General features: G+C 32.3%; 17 protein-coding genes and 2 other annotated features. Of the genes, 12 read left to right on the top strand and 5 right to left on the bottom strand.

The genetic code is table 11. The features are described 5' to 3' along the window. Positions 1–280: 280 nt before the first annotated feature. Together K5Q11_RS07605 and trhA are read left to right on the top strand one after the other, a co-directional pair. Positions 281–583 carry an aggregation-promoting factor C-terminal-like domain-containing protein gene (locus K5Q11_RS07605; protein WP_428845178.1) on the top strand — a complete coding sequence of 101 codons (303 nt, stop codon included), beginning with the start codon at positions 281–283 and terminating at the stop codon, positions 581–583. A gap of 105 nt (positions 584–688) precedes the next feature. Continuing rightward, positions 689–1,327 (top strand): PAQR family membrane homeostasis protein TrhA, encoded by a 639-nt coding sequence (trhA, locus tag K5Q11_RS04805; RefSeq protein ID WP_220751494.1) that lies wholly within the window; start codon positions 689–691, stop codon positions 1,325–1,327. 70 nt (positions 1,328–1,397) lie between these two features. Here trhA and K5Q11_RS04800 read toward each other — a convergent pair whose 3' ends face one another. Further along, positions 1,398–2,690 carry an APC family permease gene (locus tag K5Q11_RS04800; RefSeq protein WP_373311491.1) on the bottom strand — a complete coding sequence of 431 codons (1,293 nt, stop codon included), beginning with the start codon at positions 2,688–2,690 and terminating at the stop codon, positions 1,398–1,400. Beyond that, positions 2,687–3,424, bottom strand: coding sequence for a gamma-glutamyl-gamma-aminobutyrate hydrolase family protein (locus tag K5Q11_RS04795; protein WP_220751490.1), 738 nt, complete (start codon positions 3,422–3,424; stop codon positions 2,687–2,689). Before K5Q11_RS04795 ends, K5Q11_RS04800 begins: the two co-directional genes overlap by 4 nt. Before the next feature lie 194 nt (positions 3,425–3,618). Between K5Q11_RS04795 and K5Q11_RS04790 the strand changes: the two genes are divergently transcribed. From K5Q11_RS04790 to apf, 5 genes are all read left to right on the top strand, one after another. Then, on the top strand, positions 3,619–4,257 hold the full coding sequence (locus tag K5Q11_RS04790; protein ID WP_251067915.1) for a glycoside hydrolase family 73 protein: 639 nt from the start codon (positions 3,619–3,621) through the stop codon (positions 4,255–4,257). A gap of 70 nt (positions 4,258–4,327) precedes the next feature. Then, positions 4,328–5,074, top strand: coding sequence for a TerC family protein (locus K5Q11_RS04785; RefSeq protein WP_220751488.1), 747 nt, complete (start codon positions 4,328–4,330; stop codon positions 5,072–5,074). A gap of 3 nt (positions 5,075–5,077) precedes the next feature. Continuing rightward, positions 5,078–5,401 carry a thioredoxin gene (gene trxA / locus K5Q11_RS04780; protein ID WP_220751486.1) on the top strand — a complete coding sequence of 108 codons (324 nt, stop codon included), beginning with the start codon at positions 5,078–5,080 and terminating at the stop codon, positions 5,399–5,401. Between the two features lie 404 nt (positions 5,402–5,805). After that, positions 5,806–7,182, top strand: coding sequence for a Na+/H+ antiporter NhaC (nhaC, locus tag K5Q11_RS04775; RefSeq protein WP_220751484.1), 1,377 nt, complete (start codon positions 5,806–5,808; stop codon positions 7,180–7,182). 292 nt (positions 7,183–7,474) lie between these two features. Then, complete coding sequence (gene apf, locus K5Q11_RS04770; RefSeq protein WP_220751482.1) at positions 7,475–8,104, top strand: aggregation-promoting factor; 630 nt, start codon at positions 7,475–7,477, stop codon at positions 8,102–8,104. A gap of 61 nt (positions 8,105–8,165) precedes the next feature. Here apf and K5Q11_RS04765 read toward each other — a convergent pair whose 3' ends face one another. Next, positions 8,166–9,116: a GMP reductase gene (locus K5Q11_RS04765; protein ID WP_220751480.1), complete on the bottom strand. Its 951-nt coding sequence runs from the start codon at positions 9,114–9,116 to the stop codon at positions 8,166–8,168. A gap of 15 nt (positions 9,117–9,131) precedes the next feature. After that, the gene (locus K5Q11_RS04760) at positions 9,132–10,424 is read right to left on the bottom strand and encodes an adenylosuccinate synthase (RefSeq protein ID WP_220751478.1); all 1,293 of its coding nucleotides are present in this window, start codon (positions 10,422–10,424) and stop codon (positions 9,132–9,134) included. A gap of 241 nt (positions 10,425–10,665) precedes the next feature. Between K5Q11_RS04760 and purB the strand changes: the two genes are divergently transcribed. The 4 genes from purB to K5Q11_RS04740 all read left to right on the top strand — a co-directional run bounded on the left by purB (position 10,666) and on the right by K5Q11_RS04740 (position 15,770). Next, a complete protein-coding gene (purB, locus tag K5Q11_RS04755; RefSeq protein ID WP_220751477.1) occupies positions 10,666–11,961 on the top strand; it encodes an adenylosuccinate lyase in 1,296 nt (431 codons plus the stop codon). A 102-nt stretch (positions 11,962–12,063) separates the two neighbouring features. Beyond that, positions 12,064–12,603 (top strand): hypothetical protein, encoded by a 540-nt coding sequence (locus tag K5Q11_RS04750; RefSeq protein WP_220751475.1) that lies wholly within the window; start codon positions 12,064–12,066, stop codon positions 12,601–12,603. Between the two features lie 71 nt (positions 12,604–12,674). Beyond that, positions 12,675–12,895: a binding site (T-box leader), on the top strand. Positions 12,896–13,192: 297 nt separating this feature from the next. Next, positions 13,193–13,415: a binding site (T-box leader), on the top strand. A gap of 152 nt (positions 13,416–13,567) precedes the next feature. Further along, positions 13,568–15,052: an ABC transporter substrate-binding protein/permease gene (locus K5Q11_RS04745; protein WP_220751473.1), complete on the top strand. Its 1,485-nt coding sequence runs from the start codon at positions 13,568–13,570 to the stop codon at positions 15,050–15,052. Then, positions 15,036–15,770 carry an amino acid ABC transporter ATP-binding protein gene (locus K5Q11_RS04740; protein WP_285289895.1) on the top strand — a complete coding sequence of 245 codons (735 nt, stop codon included), beginning with the start codon at positions 15,036–15,038 and terminating at the stop codon, positions 15,768–15,770. The genes K5Q11_RS04745 and K5Q11_RS04740 overlap by 17 nt, the downstream gene beginning before the upstream one ends. A gap of 32 nt (positions 15,771–15,802) precedes the next feature. Here K5Q11_RS04740 and K5Q11_RS04735 read toward each other — a convergent pair whose 3' ends face one another. Then, complete coding sequence (locus tag K5Q11_RS04735; RefSeq protein ID WP_220751524.1) at positions 15,803–17,167, bottom strand: APC family permease; 1,365 nt, start codon at positions 17,165–17,167, stop codon at positions 15,803–15,805. A 161-nt stretch (positions 17,168–17,328) separates the two neighbouring features. Between K5Q11_RS04735 and K5Q11_RS04730 the strand changes: the two genes are divergently transcribed. Further along, complete coding sequence (locus tag K5Q11_RS04730; RefSeq protein ID WP_251067914.1) at positions 17,329–18,186, top strand: LysR family transcriptional regulator; 858 nt, start codon at positions 17,329–17,331, stop codon at positions 18,184–18,186. Positions 18,187–18,285 lie beyond the last annotated feature (99 nt).

Below are 18,285 nucleotides of genomic sequence, written 5' to 3'. Positions count from 1 at the left end.
TGTAATAATAATGTAAAAAACATTCGATATCGTTTTCAATATCGTGAAAGGGGATAATAAATATATGCATTTTAAGAAAGTATCAATAACACTTGCTAGTGTTTTTGCACTATTCGTAATAATGTTCATATCTACAAATGCTGATGCATCCGTACGTAAAAATGTTTCAGTAACAGTTGATCAAACAACTAACATACAAGCAATCGCAAAAGAATATCAAACTAAAGTATCAACTTTAAAAGAAATTAATCATATTGATAGTGATGTTTTATCTCAAGGAATGACTTTAACAGTTCCTGAAAAACCAACTTTTAAAGTCAACAATGTTGCTAAAAATGGTTTAAGTAATCATTTGTCTGGTTCTAACGCTGCTGCCAAAGCATGGATTGCAATGCGAGAATCTGGTGGCTCTTACAGTGCTAGAAATGGTGCTTGTTATGGAAAATATCAAATCTCCATTGGGTTATTTGGTGGAAATTATTCACCAAAACACCAAGAAGTAGTGGCTAATCATTATGTAGCCAGTCGTTATGGTTCATGGGTTAATGCTAAACAATTTTGGCTAACACATCATTGGTATTAATAAAAAAGAAGTCTAATTTAGACTTCTTTTTTTATTATACTTATCTAGTATTGAAAACTAGATGATATAGTTGTATCATTATTTTAAAATGTAATTAGGTGGTAAATGTTAATGAAACCAAGAACTTATACTTTATTAAATGAAATTTTTAGTGCCATTACACATGGATTAGGATCAATAATGGCGATTGCAGCGGCACCTTTATTAATTGTCCGTGGTGTAATGGAAGGTGGCGCAATGCGTATTACCACTTTTTCTATTTATAGTGGCATGTTGATTTTATTTTATTTAGCATCAACACTATTTCATAGTTTATATTTTACTAACGCAGAAAAGTTATTTCAAATTTTTGATCATTCAGCTATTTACCTATTAATCGCGGGAACTTATACACCATATTGTTTAGTTGCTATTAAAGGAGCTTTAGGATGGACTATTTTTTCTATTATATGGTTAATGACTATTTTAGGTATTATATACAAGTCAATCTGGCTAGGTAAATTAAAAACGCTATCTACGATTATATATGTTGTAATGGGATGGATGTGTCTAATGGGAATTGTTAGACTATGGGATTATTTAGGTGTTACAGGTTTTTGGTTGCTAGTATCTGGTGGGGTTGCTTTTACTGTAGGAGCAGTTATTTACAGTTTTAAGTCAATTCCTTTTGGCCATGTAATTTGGCATATTTTTGTAATCATGGGGACTACATTGATGTACTTTTCCATTTATTTCTTTGTTTAAAAATTAAAAACTTTAAAATAACAAAAAGCTCTTCTATACCTATATAGAAGAGCTTTTTAAGTGTAAATTGTTAATTTCGATTTCGATAAGTACTAGTTAGTAAATAAAATGGAATTGCTATAACTAAAGCACCAAATCCAAAAATCAATAGGTTTAATTTTGTATTAAAAATTAACCAAAATGAAACGATTAAAGCAATGATAGGAATAACCGGTCCAAATGGTAATTTAAAGGCACGATCAGCATCTTTCATTTTCTTTCTAAATACCATTACTGCTAAAATTGTTGGAATAAACTGCGCAAACCTAGAAATTGCACTGATTTGAGCTAAATAGGTAAAAGTTCCAGAATATGACAACAATAAAATCAATACGGCATTAATAATAATTGAAACATAGGGAGTGTTTTTAGCAGTAGTTTTGGCAAAAAATTTAGGTAGAATACCATTTTTAGCTAATGCTACAGTTGAACGTGGGGTAATGAAAGCTGATGCCATACAAATTCCACCAATTGATAATAACGAACCAATAACAATTATTTGTCCACCAATTTTACCAATCATTGCAGTAAATGCAGCTTGAAGTGGGACAGAAGTATTGGCTAAATTAGAACCTAAAACACCAATACAAACTACCATGATTAACGCATAAATAATGGTAACTGTGGTTAATACTACCATAATGGCTTTTGGTAAATTCTTCTTAACATTGCTCATTTCACCAGCGGTAACAACTAAGCCTTCAACTCCTGTAAAAATATAAAATAATGTCAAGGCTGCACTGGAGAAATTACCAGGATTAGTTAGTTCTGGAATAAAGAAAGGATGGAAGTTTGCTGGATGAATGAAGAATAAACCAACAATTATTATTAATAAAATAGGTAATAGTTTACCCACAGTGACTACATTACTTAAAATCGAAGTTGCACGAACTCCAAACAAGTTTAATGCCATCAGCAAGATTGCAACTACGGTTACAACGATATTTTTTGACATAGTATTATTTAGTGCGGGGAAAAATCCACCCAGAGCAGTAGCAAAAGCTACATACATAGTAGCTTCAGCAATTATTCTTATTGCCCAAGCAGCAATTCCAACTTCATAACCTACAAAATTACCGAATGCTTTTTTGGCGTATATATAAGCACCACCAGTTTCGTCAAACAATCCGGAACATTCAGCAAAACACATTCCAATCATAAATGCTAAAATTGCATCAAAAAATAATACTAATATACTTGCGGGTCCAAAGGCTTTCATTCCAGCACTAGGTAATAAGAAAATACCGGACCCAATAATTGCATTGATTCCTAATAGTACAATACTAAAGAAACCAAGTTTTCTTTTATTATCAGACATATTTATTTCCTTTCAATTGAATTTTTAACACGTTTAAAAAATGTTTTAAATAATTTAGCTTCGTCTGCATAATGATCCCACATATTTTCAGGGTGCCATTGAACACATTGAATGGAAGCATCATGATTTTCTAGGCCTTCAATAACACCATCATTTGCAGTAGCAGTAATGTGCAATTCATTTGCTACATCTTTTACAGCTTCATGGTGAAAAGAATTAACAAAAGGATGTTCACCCATAACTTCAATTAAGGCCGAATCTTTTTTAACGTTTACATAGTGAACGGGGGAGTATCCAATTGTTGATTGTGAATGATGCAAAAGCTCTTTGTTAGCTGGTTTATATTGTGAATTTAAATCTTGATATAGTGAACCACCTAATGCTACATTAATGATTTGCATGCCACGACAAATTCCTAAAATAGGTTTATGTAGTTCTTTAGCTACCTTTAATAATGCAATCTCGAATTCATCGCGAGGTTCATATGTTAAACCAATTTTTTCAATGGGATCTTCATGATAATATTTTGGTAACACATCAGCTCCACCAGTGAAAATAATTCCATCAACACTTTCAGCTAGTTCCTTAGCCATTTCTGGTTTAGCAATCGGAAAGATGATGGGGGTTACGTTATTAGAAAGTAGACACTTGATTAGAGTTCTTTGAGCAAATTGCGACTCTCTAGTTCTAAAACTTTCATTGTTATTGAAATTAATGCTTCCAGTAATTCCAATTTTCATAATTTCACTTCCTTTGGTTATTTTTAGTAAGTATAATCTTACTAGATTATTGATATTAAAACAATTTATTAGATTTATATTGGTCAATAAAATTTCAAAATTCGTTAATTATTAAAAAGCTAACTTTAAAAAAATAAATATAATAATATAATTAATAATGTAATGACATATTATAAAACTGAGAGGGTATTCCATTGGCAAGAAGAAAGAAAAAAAGCAAAATTAGATACTTTATATATCTACTACTAATTGTTTTAGCATTTGGACTTGGATACGGTGCTAAAAAAATTCATCAACAAATTCAAGAAAATCGTATTATACAAGCTAATCGTGATAAGTTATTAGCCGAACAACGTGCTAAACGTGAAAAACAGCAAAAATTTATTAATCAAATGGCAGATGCATCAATTGCTACTTATCGAGAAAAATACCATGTATTACCCAGCATTGTAATTGCTCAAGCGATTGTTGAATCTAACTGGGGTCAATCTAAATTATATCAAGTAGCTAATAATCCATTTGGAATTAAGGGTGGTTATAAAGGACAGTCGATTTCATATGATACGAATGAATATCAAAACGGTAAAAAAATTACAGTACAAGCAGCTTTTCGTAAGTATCCCGATTTAAAAGCTGCAATTGCTGATCATGATAAAACGATTGCAGAACATTTCATTAAAGAAAAAAATGTTACTAGTTACCTAAAAGCCGCTCGTTTACTGCAAGAAAACGTATATGCAACTGATCCAAACTATGCTAAAACATTAGTGAGTGTGATTAGACAATTTAATTTAGGTAAATATGATTTAGAAGCAATGAATATTAATAAATAATTAACTGACAGTTCCAGGGTTAGTTCTGATATAATTGATATGAAAAATAAATAATAAAAGGAGAAATTATGTGTTACATTTTCTAGGTAATCTATACGGACCATTTTTTGATTTGAGTAATTGGAGTAAAGTTTTAACTTCTGAAGACGCTTGGATAACCATTTTGTCTTTAGTTTTAATTGAATGTTTATTATCAGTTGATAATGCGGTAGTGCTAGCAGCACAGACTCAAGTTTTACCAACTAAGAAATTACAAGAAGAATCACTGTTTTATGGTATTTGGGGTTCCTATGTTTTTAGATTTTTAATTATAGGGATCGGAGCATTTTTAATTCACATTTGGGAAGTTAAAGTTATTGGTGGATTATATCTGTTCTACCTAGTTTATAAACATTTTTTCAAACCTAATAAAAAGAAAAAGACAGTTATTTCAAGTGATGATACTAGTAATCATCGAAAATTATTCTGGAAAACGGTTGCTCAAATTGAGTTCATGGACATTGTTTTTTCAGTAGATTCAGTTTTAGCAGCTTTAGCTATCTCAGAAAATCCAGTAATTGTATTACTTGGTGGAATTGTGGGAATTGCTGCAATGCGTGGAATTGCTGAAGTTATCATGGTAGTTATGAATAAGATTCCAGAACTAAAATCCATGGCTTACTTTTTAATTGCTGTAATTGGATTAAAGTTGTTATTATCTATTCCAGCAATTGATATTGAAATTCCAGCTGCTTGGTTTGGTTTAATCGTATTATTATCTTTCGTGGTAACTATTATTATTCACTACATTAGAAAAAAAGCTACGAAGAAGGATTAATATATGTTACAAAATGTAGATCATGACAACTTGGCTAATTTTATAGATGCTGCGGATATGGCAGTCTTAGATTTCTGGGCACCATGGTGTGCACCTTGCAAAATGATGGCTCCTATATTTGAAGATTTATCTGATGAATTAAAAGATAAAATTGTTTTTGGTAAAGTTAATGTTGACAATAACGAAGATATTGCCAAACAATATAAAGTCATGGGGATGCCAACGATTGTTTTATTCAAACATGGTAAAGCGGTTGAAAAAGTGACTGGTGTTTACAGTAAAGAACAACTAAAACATTATTTTGATCGAAAAATGCAAGAAATTTAAAAATTAGTTTGACATTAAAATTAAAAAATGCTAATCTTAATTTAATCAAATATGTAAAATCGTTAATTTCAAATTTAAGTAGCGTTATGTCTGGGAGTAAGAAAGTCGGTGGTTGATGCGAACCGATCAGGGCATAATTAGCCAAATACGTTGAATAGTTTCTACACAAGAACGGAATCTAGAACCGTTACCATCTAGAGAGTGAGAATTAGTGTCTTTAATTCTCTAGTTGGGTGGTACCACGGTAAAAAACTATAATCGTCCCTGTTGTTTATTTAAACAACAGGGACTTTTTTTATTGAAAGGAATGGATTAAATGTTTTGTAAAAATTGCGGAGGGATGCCACGATATTAGCTATCTCCAAAAAATGCAGATAAATAAAAAATAGGGGAGTTTAGTTATTATGGAAAATAGTAAACCAAAGGTTAGTTTATTAGAAGGTATTATTATATTATTAGCAATGATTGTTGTCATGGGAGTCGGTGTGATTGGATTAGGAATTTCTCCTGAAGTTCCCATTTTAATTGGAATTATGATGATGGTATTTTGGGGTAAATTCAAAGGTTTTTCATGGGATGAAATTGATAAAAGTTTCGTTGTAGGGATTCAAAAAGGAATCGTGCCATTATTTATATTTTTATTGATTGGATCTCTAATTGGTGTATGGATAGCCGGAGGAATTATTCCTAGTTTGATGGTATTTGGTTTCCACTTAATTAGTGCAGAATGGTTTTTACCATCAGTATTCATTGTTTGTGCGCTAGTCGGATCAACTATTGGAAGTGCTTTTACCGTTATTTCCACTTTAGGAATTGCCTTTATGGGAATTGGAATTACAATGGGCATTAGTCCAGCAATGATTGCCGGAGCTGTATTATCCGGAGCTATCTTCGGTGACAAGTCTTCACCACTATCAGCTTCTACTAATTTAGCTTCAGCAGTCGTAGGAGCCGATTTAATTAAACATATCAAAAACTTAATGTGGTCAACAATTCCAGCAATGGTAGGTTCATTTATTTTATTTGCAATTATTAATCGTGGTAGTGGTGCTGCTAACTTTAGTAAAGTAACTGCTACAGTAAATGTTTTAGAAAGTCATTTTAACATTACATTTTGGGCAATTATTCCTATAGTTTTATTATTTGCATGTGCATGGGCACATATCCCAACGATTCCAACTTTATTCATTAATGTGGTAGTTTCATCAGTTATGATTTTTATTCAAAATCCTAAATTTGGATTAGTTAATTTAAACAATGTTATTACAAGCGGTTTTGTTTCTCATACTGGTAATAAAGAAGTAGATACTTTATTATCACGTGGTGGAATCTCAAGTATGATGGGCACAATCGTCTTAATTATGGCTGCTTTAGCTTTTGGAGGATTGCTAATGAACCTAGGAGTTATTGATGCAGTTATGAATCCTTTAACTAAACGTTTAAATTCTGATGGAAAATTAATTACAACTGTAATTGCTACTTGTATTGGAGTTAACGTTTTCGTTGGAGAACAATTCTTATCAGTAATTTTACCTGGTAATGCCTTTAAAAATGCTTTTAAGAAAGCTAACTTAGCTCCAGTAGCATTAAGTAGAGCGTTGGAAGATGGTGGAACTGTAATTAACTACTTAGTACCTTGGGGAGTTGCCGGTGCTTTCATCACGACGACTTTAAGTGTTCCTACTTCACAATACGCACCATTTGTATTCTTAAGTATTTTGTCACCAATCTTCTCAATTCTTAGTGGTTTTACTGGAATTGCCGTAAAACATCTTAAATAATAAAAAAACAATCACAATAAATATTTTGTGATTGTTTTTTTATTATATTTATAATTATGCTTTTATAGCTTGATATTAAAAGGTTTCAGAGTATTAGCACTAAATTATTAATTTGATAATGTTACATTAAACCAACAAATATTACGAAAAACTCCTTTTTTTTAAAACTTCTGATATTTGCATGTAATAGTGAGCATGTATTATACATCACAGTTAATCAATAGCGATTAACAAATATCAAGATATCGGAAATAAATATAGTTTTAAAAATTATAGGAGTGAATTTATTTATATGACAAAATTTAAAGGAATCAAAACATTTTTAGTGACTACTGCTGCTGCCGCTGGTTTATTTTTAGCAAGTGGTGCTACTTCAGCAAGTGCTGATACTAATGCATATGGTCAACAAACTGTTACTGTTCAAGCAGGTGATACCTTATGGAGCATTGCAAACAGAAATAACATTTCATTAAATGCATTGCAACAAGCTAATAATCGTGTTTCTAACACAACCATTTATGTTGGTGAAAAACTAGTTTTACCAGGTGCACAAAGCACTCAACAAACTGTAGTTCAAGCTCCACAAGCACAATCTAATAACCAAGTTAGTTCAAATGCAACTACTCAAAACAATACTCAACAAACAACTCAATCAAACACAACTAACTATACTCAAAGCAACAACACAACAAGCTATGGTAATGGTAATTCTGCTAAATCATGGATTGCATCACGTGAATCAAGCGGATCATATACTGCTCAAAATGGTCGTTATTACGGTAAATACCAATTGGATAAATCTTATCTAAATGGTGACTATTCAGCTGCTAACCAAGAACGTGTTGCTAATCAATATGTTACTTCTCGTTACGGTTCATGGGAAAATGCTAAATCATTCTGGCAACAAAATGGTTGGTACTAAAATTAAAACATTATAAATAAAAAGCAGTTCGATTTAAATCGAACTGCTTTTTTGTATTATATTAATGCATGATTACATAGTTAACGGTTCTAATCGCATCTAGTGTAGTTCCACCAGCATATGAAATGGATGATTGTAAATCTTCTTGCATCTCATTAAGCGTATCACTAACGCTTCCGCGGTAAGGGATTAGTAATTGACGTCCTTCAACATTACGATGCTCACCTTTTTGTTTAGCAGATGCAGAACCCCAATATTGTTTGAACTTTTTACCATCTTTTTCTACGATTTCACCTGGAGATTCTTCATGACCAGCGAACATTGAACCAATCATCACCATTGATGCTCCAAAACGAATGGATTTTGCAATGTCACCATTTGTACGAATTCCACCATCAGCAATCATTGGCTTAGTAGCTGCTTTCATACACCATTTCAAAGCAGAAAGTTGCCAACCACCAGTACCAAAGCCCGTTTTGTAACGTGTGATACAAGCCTTACCAGGTCCGATACCAATTTTAGTAGCATCAGCTCCAGCGTTTTCAATTTCGCGAACTGCATCCGGAGTTCCTAGATTACCAACAATTAAGAAACTATCTGGTAAATTTTCTTTGATGAAATGAATCATTTTAATAACGTAATCAGAATGACCATGTGCAACATCAATTGTAATATATTCAGGAACATTATTGTTTTTTGCTAAATCAGTTATAAAATCATATTCATTATCTTTAATTCCAACACTAATGGAAGCAAATAAACCCTTATCATGCATACTTTGAATAAATTCAGCTCTTTTTTCAGGTTGAAAGCGGTGCATTACATAGAAATATCCATTAGATGCCAACCAAGTAGCCAAATTTTCGTCAATTACAGTTTGCATATTAGCAGGCACAACTGGTAACTTGAAAGTTCTTGGGCCAAATTTAATCGAAGGGTCGGCTTCACTACGACTTTTCATGATAGCCTTAGCTGGAATCAATTGTACATCGTCATAATCAAATACTTTCATATTATATAACCTCGCTTATTGTATATCTTCCCAAACATTACGAACAATATTAGTAGCTTCACGTTCTGGACCCACTGCAAAAGTATCTAGTTTGACACCAGTTAATTCAGTGACGCGAGCTAAGTAATTTTTAGCATTTTCTGGCAATTCTTCAATATTACGGCATTTAGTGATATCTTCAGACCAACCAGGTAGTTCTTCATAAATCGGTGTACATTTGTCGAGCATATCTAAGTTAGCTGGATAGTGATTAATTTTTTTACCTTCATATTCATAAGCTACACACACTTTAATCGTTTTAAAACCAGATAAAACGTCTAAACAGTTTAATGATAAGTGTGTAAATCCTGAAATACGTGCAGCGTGTCTTAAAACAACTGCATCTAACCAACCAATTCTTCTTGGACGATGTGTAACTACTCCATATTCATGAGCTACTTCACGAATATGATCACCAATTTCATCATGTAATTCAGTAGGAAATGGACCGTCACCAACACGTGAAGTATATGCTTTACATACTCCTACAACTGCATTGATACGATTAGGTCCGATTCCAACCCCCACAGCTGCACCACCTGCGATTGGATTGGATGATGTAACAAATGGATAAGTTCCTTGATCAACATCTAACATAGCGCCTTGAGCACCTTCAAATAAAACTTTTTTATTATTATCTAAAGCCTCATTTACTAATAGTGATGTATCGGTAACATATTTTTTAATTTTTTGACCCATTTCAAAGTATTCATCAAAAATATCTTCAAATTTATATGGATCATGACCGTATAATTTAGTTAATAGTTCGTTTTTAATCTTTAGTGCTTGTGATAATTTCTTCCTAAAGGTTTCCTTATCAATTAAATCAGCAATTCGAATTCCGATTCGTTCTAGTTTATCCATGTATGCGGGACCAATTCCTTTATGAGTGGTACCGATTTTATCATCTTTCATTTTTTCTTGTAGTTCATCTAATAAAATATGATAAGGCATGATAACTTGAGCACGTGAGGAAATTCTTAAATTACTAACATCAATATTATTTGAGGTTAGGTAGTTTAGTTCTTTTAATAAAGATTTAGGATTGATAACAACACCATTTCCCATAACGCTTAATTTATCCTTGTAAAAGATACCAGATGGAATTAATTGACAATGAAATTCTTTTCCATCGACTACAATGGTATGACCAGCATTGTCTCCACCAGAATATCTAACAATCATATCAGCATCTTGGCTTAAAAAGTCAGTTATTTTACCTTTTCCTTCATCGCCCCATTGACTACCTACTATTACTATTGATGACATAACAACACCTCAAATTTTAAAGTTGATGAAAAGTTGTTTAAAACTAATCACCAATTAACGATTTTAGCAGATTATAAAATATTTTCAAGAACAATTTAATTAAAAAAGATTAAAATAGTTCGCTTTTTAGTTAAAAATAACGATATTAAATAAAAATATTTGCTTTTTTTAATGAAAAAATGAACTTTATATGGTAAGATTTAGCTGTAATTAATATGAAATTGAAAGGGCTGTCTACATTATGATAGATCGTTACACAAGAGAAAAAATGGGTGCTGTTTGGTCCAAACACAATCAATACGCTTCTTGGTTGGCTGTGGAAATCGCAATTGATGAAGCTTGGTCTGAACTAGGACACATTCCAGCGGAAGATGTTGAAAAAATTAAACAAAACGCGACTTTTGATGAAAACGAAATTGCTGAAATTGAAAAAACTACACATCACGATGTGGTAGCCTTTACACGCGATGTTTCTAAGTCATTGGGTCCAGAAAGAAAATGGATTCATTTTGGTGTCACTAGTACGGATGTAGTTGATACCGCACAAGGATATCGTTTAAAACAAGCTAATGATATTTTAAGAGAAGATATTAACACTTTAATTGAAACAATTGCTAAGCAAGCTAAAAAATATAAAGATACTGTAATGATGGGTAGAACGCATGGTGTACATGCTGAACCCACCACATTTGGTTTGAAATTAGCTCGTTGGTATTCAGAAATGAAACGTAATCAAGCTCGTTTTGAAGCTGCTGCTAAGGGAGTGGAAGCTGGTAAAATTTCGGGAGCTGTTGGAACGTTTGCTAATGTTGATCCCTTTGTGGAAAAACATACTTGTGAAGTTTTAGGAATTCGTGCTCAAGAAATTACTAGTCAAATTCTACCGCGTGATTTACATGCGGATTACGTTTCAACACTAGCTTTAATTGCTACTAGTTTGGAAGAATTTGCTACAGAAGTTCGTCACTTACAACGTTCTGAAGTGCACGAAGTAGAAGAACATTTTGCTAAAGGCCAAAAAGGTTCTTCAGCTATGCCACATAAACGTAATCCGATTGGTTCAGAAAATATTTGTGGATTAGCACGAGTAGTTCGTGGACATATGATGACTGCTTATGAAAACGTTCCTCTATGGCATGAAAGAGATATTTCACATTCCTCAGCTGAACGAATTATTTTGCCAGATACTACTATTTTGTTAGATTATATGTTACATCGTTTTAATAATATTATCGGTAATTTAGATGTATTTCCTGAACGTATGAAATCTAATATGATGATGACTCATGGCTTGATTTATTCGCAAAGAGTTATGTTGAAGTTGATTGATGCAGGAATGACTAGAGAAAGTGCTTATGACTTGGTACAACCCTTAACTGCTAAGTCATGGGATGAAGGAAAAGCCTTTAGACCGCTGGTTGAAAATAATACTGAAATTCGTGAACATCTATCTGATGATGACATCAATGATGCTTTTGATTACCATTATCATTTACGTCATGCTGATGAAATTTTTAAACGTGTTGGTTTAGAATAAATATTTATTAATAAAAAGCTACTAGATATTATCTAGTAGCTTTTTTGTGTATATTTGATTAATCATGTAAAATTAAACCAAATATAATTGGAGGATAATGTAATGTTGAAAAAACTAAATTTATCGTATAAAGGAACTATCTTTGCTTACATGTGGTTCTTGTTTACTGTTTATTATTTTTATTTAACTTTTCATGCACAAGGAATTAAGTTTGTTACTTTGCAATTTGCCGGGATAGATTTTGCTACACTAATTAATGAGTTATTTGTAGCTATTATGTTTTTAATGATTTATTTATTATTTTCCATGATTCCATCACGCAGAGGAATGTTGATTCCAAATGCTTTTTTGATGTTCTCAGTGGGTCAATCATTTTTCTATGTTATTTTAGCCATTATGCATTTTAATATTGTTAGTTTGCTTATATCGATTGTGTATGCATTTTCTTTTATGGGATTAATGTATGCATATAATCTAATCTGTTTTAATGTTATTGATCATGTTGATGGTCGAGGTAGTTATATGTATCGCTGGACAGCGGCCATGCGAGTTAGTTTCATGAAATACTGGGGATATGTGGTTGGATTTATATTATTACATGCATTGTTGACCTCTATGATAATGACATCTGCACACAAATAATTTTAATTTAAATTTAATTTTAAATATAGCTTGCATTTTTTAGTATATCGTTATAGTATATAAATCGATCATAAAAGACATTGAACAGGAATTTTAATTATTAGATATTTCACAGAAAGTTTAGGGTAGTGAGACTAAGCATTATCATAATTAAATCGTGCCTGTAAGTTGTTTTTCGAATCGAGTAGAAAAATCGTTGGTGAACGTTATCACCTTGAGTTTAAAACTCACTGAGCTAGCATTTGTGAAAATGCTAGGAACAGAGGTGGCACCACGAGTAATCGTCCTCTTGGATTTTTATCCAAGGGGACTTTTTATTTACAATTAAATATTGCAACTTTGAACAGGAATTTTAATTTATTAATTATTTACAGAAAATTTAGCGTTAGATGAGAGCTAATAATAAACTAAATTAAATCGTACCTGCGAGTTATAATCTGAATTGATTAGGATTATTGTTGACACATTATCGTCATAAGTTATTAAACTTACTGAGCCAATATTTGTGAGAATGTTGGAAACAGAGGTGGCACCGCGAGCAATCGTCCTCTAGGAATTGTATTCCTAGGGGATTTTTTTATTTAAATAATTTAAAACTAAGAGCAAGAATTTAATTGATTTAAAATCTTAACAGAGAAAATAACGTTAGCTGAGAGTTATTAAGATTAGTTGATTAATCGTACTTGTGAGTATTTTTTCGAAATGAGTAGAAAAAACGTTGGTTACGTTATCACTGGAGTTTATAACTCACTGAGTCAATATTTGTGAAAATGTTGAGAACAGAGGTGGCACCGCGAGTAATCGTCCTCTTGGATTTTTATCCAAGGGGACTTTTTTATTTGAAAGAGGGTATTAGTTTAAATGTTCATAAACATATTTAACTTGTTCAAATACAAGGAAATTGAGCAACGATAGTATTTATTTTTTTAAGGTTTTAAATCAAATTAGTAAAGGATGGAACGTTATGAATAATCATGTATCTAAGAAAATTATTTTGTGGCCAATTATTTTATTATTTTCATTGTTTTTAGCTATTTTTTCAAATGTAAACCATGTAAATGCCGATAGTTATTTAAAAGATATTAAGACCAAAGGCACTTTAGTAATGGGAACTTCACCAGATTATCCCCCATATGAATTTTTATCTAAGGGGAGTAATGGTTCACAAATATATGGAGCTGATGTTGAGTTAGGTCAAAAAATTGCTCAAGATATGGGAGTTAAGTTAAAAGTAAAGTCTATGAGTTTTGACTCACTATTAGTAGCTTTACAAACGCATAAAGTAGATATGGTTATTTCAGGGTTAAATAAGACTCCGGAAAGAGCTAAGAGTGTTGACTTTACTAACAGTTATTATCAATCTGGTACAGGACTATTAATTAATAAAAGTGATAAAGATAAAATCAAATCATATCAAGATCTGAAAGGATTATCAGCAGGAGCTCAAGTAGGTTCAGTTCAATATGATTTGATTAAAAAAGCTAACAAAAATGTAAAGGTTAAAGGGATGGAAAATGTTAATGACTTAATATTAGCATTGAAATCAAATAAAATCTCGGCCATTGCAATGGATAGTGCGGTAGCTGATTCATATGTATCACATAATACTGGAATTATGAAAATTAGTGCGGGATTACATTCAGCTGATAGCAATAATAACGTTGCTTTTCCTAAAGGAGCAACATCATTAGTTAAACAAGCTAATCAAACAATTAAAAATGTAACTACTAATAATTTATATGTTGATCAATTTATTCCAGATTCTATTAAACATATGTCCAGCAACAAACAAACATCTACAGCTAGTTCCATGTGGCAATACAAAGACTTCTTCATTTCCGGAATTAAGAGTACGATGCTAATTTCAGTGGTATCCATCTTCTTTGGAATTATATTAGGAATTATCTTTGCTTTAATGAGATTAAGTAAGAACTGGTTATTACATTCAATTGCTGTTTGTTATATTGAATTTATTCGTGGAACTCCACAAATGGTGCAAATCATGTTCGTTTACTTTGGTTTAGGTGCTATTGTAAACGTTCCAGCACTAACTTCTGGAATCATTGCTATTTCTATTAACTCCGGAGCCTATGTTGCTGAAATCATTAGAGGCGGAATCACTTCAATTGCTAAAGGTCAAAGTGAAGCAGCTCTATCATTAGGTTTATCTGAAAAGCAAACGATGCGTTACGTAGTTTTACCACAAGCATTTAAGAATATTTGGCCAGCCCTAGGAAATGAATTAGTGACACTGATTAAAGACAGTTCAATTGCTTCAGTAATTGGAGTAGGTGAATTGATGTATCAAATGAGAGCAGTTCAAGCGGATACGTATCAAGGAGTAGCACCTATCGCAATTATTATGGTGATTTACTTTGTAATTACATTTACTATTTCCAGAATTATGAAATACTTTGAAGGGAAGATTAGCCATGGAACCAATGATTAAGATTGAAAATTTAACTAAACAGTTTAAAGATAATGTTATTTTTAAAGATGTAAATGCTGAAGTATATAAAGGAAACGTTATTTCTTTATTGGGACCTTCCGGAGCAGGCAAGAGTACTTTTCTACGTTGTATTAATATGCTAGGTGAACCTACTTCAGGTAAGATTTTGCTAGATGGTAAAGATTTGGTAAGTAGTTCGCCTAAAGAATTAATTAAATTAAGAACCAATATTGGCATGGTTTTTCAAAATTTTAATTTGTTTGATAATAAAACCATTTTGGATAACATTACTTTAGCTCCAATTAAAGTTAAAGGGATGGGTAAAGTAGCAGCTGAAGAAAAGGCGCATTCATTATTGAAAATGGTGGGTTTAGATAATAAAAGCGATGTGTATCCCAATAGTTTATCTGGTGGACAATCACAAAGAATTGCGATTGTCCGTGCATTAGCTATGGATCCAGAAGTTATATTATTCGATGAACCGACTTCGGCTTTAGATCCCGAAAAAGTTGGTGAAGTTTTGGAAGTTATGAAAGAATTAGCTAAACAAGACATGACGATGATTATTGTCACCCATGAAATGGAATTTGCGAAAAGTGTTTCAGATGAAATTTGGTTTATGGATGATGGTAAAATTCAAGAAAAACAAGCTCCTAAAGATTTCTTTGAAAATCCCCAAACTTATAATGCAAAACGCTTTTTGAGTAAAATGATTTAAAAAAGACTGGATTTAATATCCAGTCTTTTTGTTTACTTGTTATTTTGTAGTTTAGAATGATGAACGCCATAAGTAAAGTAAACGATAAAGCCAATTATAATCCAAATACCTACTGAAATTTTAGTGATGTCCGGTAACATAATAATGAAGAAAATGCTAAATACACCGGCTAAGATTGGTAAAAATGGATAAAGAGGCATTTTAAAACCATCATTTTTAATATCTTTACGATGACGAAGTTTAATAATTCCAAATGAAATGAACGTAAACGCGATTAAAGTGCCCGCATTGATTAATGATGCAAGTTGGGTTAGCGGAACTAATCCTGCAAAAATTGCTTGAACGATGGCAGCAATGATGATTGCATTTTTAGGAACGGCATGTTTTGAAGTGACCTTACCCATGCTTTTAGGCAACAGGCCATCACGACCTAAAGCATAAACTAATCTAGATCCACCGATAAACATAGTTACCATGGCGGTGAAAATCCCAATTAAAGCACCAACTGTTATTAATTTATTCCAGGCAGTTAGATGAATGATTTCCAAAGCAAATGCAGCTGGGTCATCTACATTAAGTTGTTTATAGTTAACGATTCCAGTTAAAACTAATGAGAATGAAACGTATAAAACGACAGCAATAATTACAGTTCCGATAATTCCACGTACTACGTTTTTACCGGGATTAATGGTTTCTGCTGAATTAGCAGCTAATGCATCGAATCCGATAAATGCAAAGAACACAGTTGCAGCAGCAGTAGAAATTCCACCCATACCAAATGGAATACTGTGAAATTCTTTAGGATAGAAAGGAACGTAATTATCAGCTTTTACATAAAATACACCCACTAAGATAAAGATAATAATAATGGCGACTTTGATTACAACTGCCCAATTTTCAACACGTTTAGAAAGATTAGTTCCTTGTAAAATAATTGCAGTAATAATTAATACGATTGCTACGGCAGTGATGTTAATCACACCACCTTCCATAGGACTACTTTGTAAAGCTTTGGGCAAATTGATACCTAATGCGCTTAATATATTGTTGTTAAAATAAGCAGCAAAACCAGTTGCTTCGGCTGATACCGCTAAAAAGTATTCCAAAATCAAGGACCAACCTAGAATCCAACCGATTAATTCACCATATACAACCGAACCGAATGAGTATGCTGACCCAGCAATGGGCATGGCTGATGAAAATTCTGCATATGCCATTCCGACCATTCCAGATACGATTGCGGCTAATAAAAATGCAATTGCGACTGCTGGTCCAGCATGACTGGCAGCTTCATGTCCAGGTAATATAAAGATACCAGTACCGATAACTGCACCGATACCTAAACCAACTAAGTCTCTAGCTTTTAGACTTTTAGATAATCGTTGATCAGCCTTTATGTATGTGCTAACGGATTTTTTTTGAAAATATCCATATGTGTATCCACTCCTTTAAATTTTATTAATGGTTGTGAATAATATATAATAGCTTTATTGATAAGTAAAATTAATATTTGTGTTATTAATATTAGAAAAGGTGATGTGTCATTAATAGATTATTGGTGCTGCAAGCTATTTTAGATAATAATAGCTTTACTAAAGCAGCAAAACAGTTAGGTTATACGCAATCTTCAGTAAGTCAAATGATTAATGCTCTAGAAAATGAATATGATATGAAAATACTCAAACGTTCTCGAACTGGAGTGCAATTAACTCCACAAGGAATGACTTTATATCCACACATTCAAGAGACTATTCGTCAATATCAATCTTTGCAAGAAACTGCGCATGCAATTCACGGATTAAAAACTGGAACTGTCCGTTTAGGCGCCATTACAAGTGTAAGTTGCTATTGGTTACCTGAATTATTTAAAGCGTTTAAAACTAAGTATCCAGGGATTAATTTTATATTGCAACAGGGTGACTATGGTACATTGCTAAAATGGATTAAAACTGGTCAAGTCGATTTTGGTTTAATGACAGCGGAATATGGGGATGATTTAGATAAAACAGTGATTCATAATACTGAAATGCAAGCTGTTTTGCCAAAGGAGCATCCGTTGGCTAAATTAAAAGCGATTCCATTATCCAAATTAGTGGATGATCCTTTTATTTTGGTGGAAGGTGGAGGATATAGTGAACCACTAATTGCCTTTGAAAAAGCAGGAATTGAACCGCCAAATGTAAAATATCGAATTCAAGATGATTATACGATTATGGCGATGGTAGAAGCTGGTTTAGGTATTAGTATTTTGTCAGAGTTGGTGTCTACTAGAACTAATTTTGATGTGATATGTCGACCAACAATTCCAAAGGTTAACCGTCCGGTTGCAATCGTTTGTCGTGATAAACAAACTATTCCGGTGGCTAGCCAATATTTTATTGATTTTTTAATCGAAAATAAAAATAAATTAAGTTAAAAATAAAAAAAGATAATTACATATGAAGTGCCTTAAAAAAGTTAGACAATTATTACTAAATTAAATATTTAATTTCATGGAATGATTTCGATATTCAAT

The organism is Apilactobacillus xinyiensis (assembly GCF_019656235.1).
In the GTDB taxonomy this organism is placed as follows: domain Bacteria; phylum Bacillota; class Bacilli; order Lactobacillales; family Lactobacillaceae; genus Apilactobacillus; species Apilactobacillus xinyiensis.
Note: the sequence above shows the minus strand (reverse complement) of the source record. Positions and strands in the feature narration are given on the sequence as shown.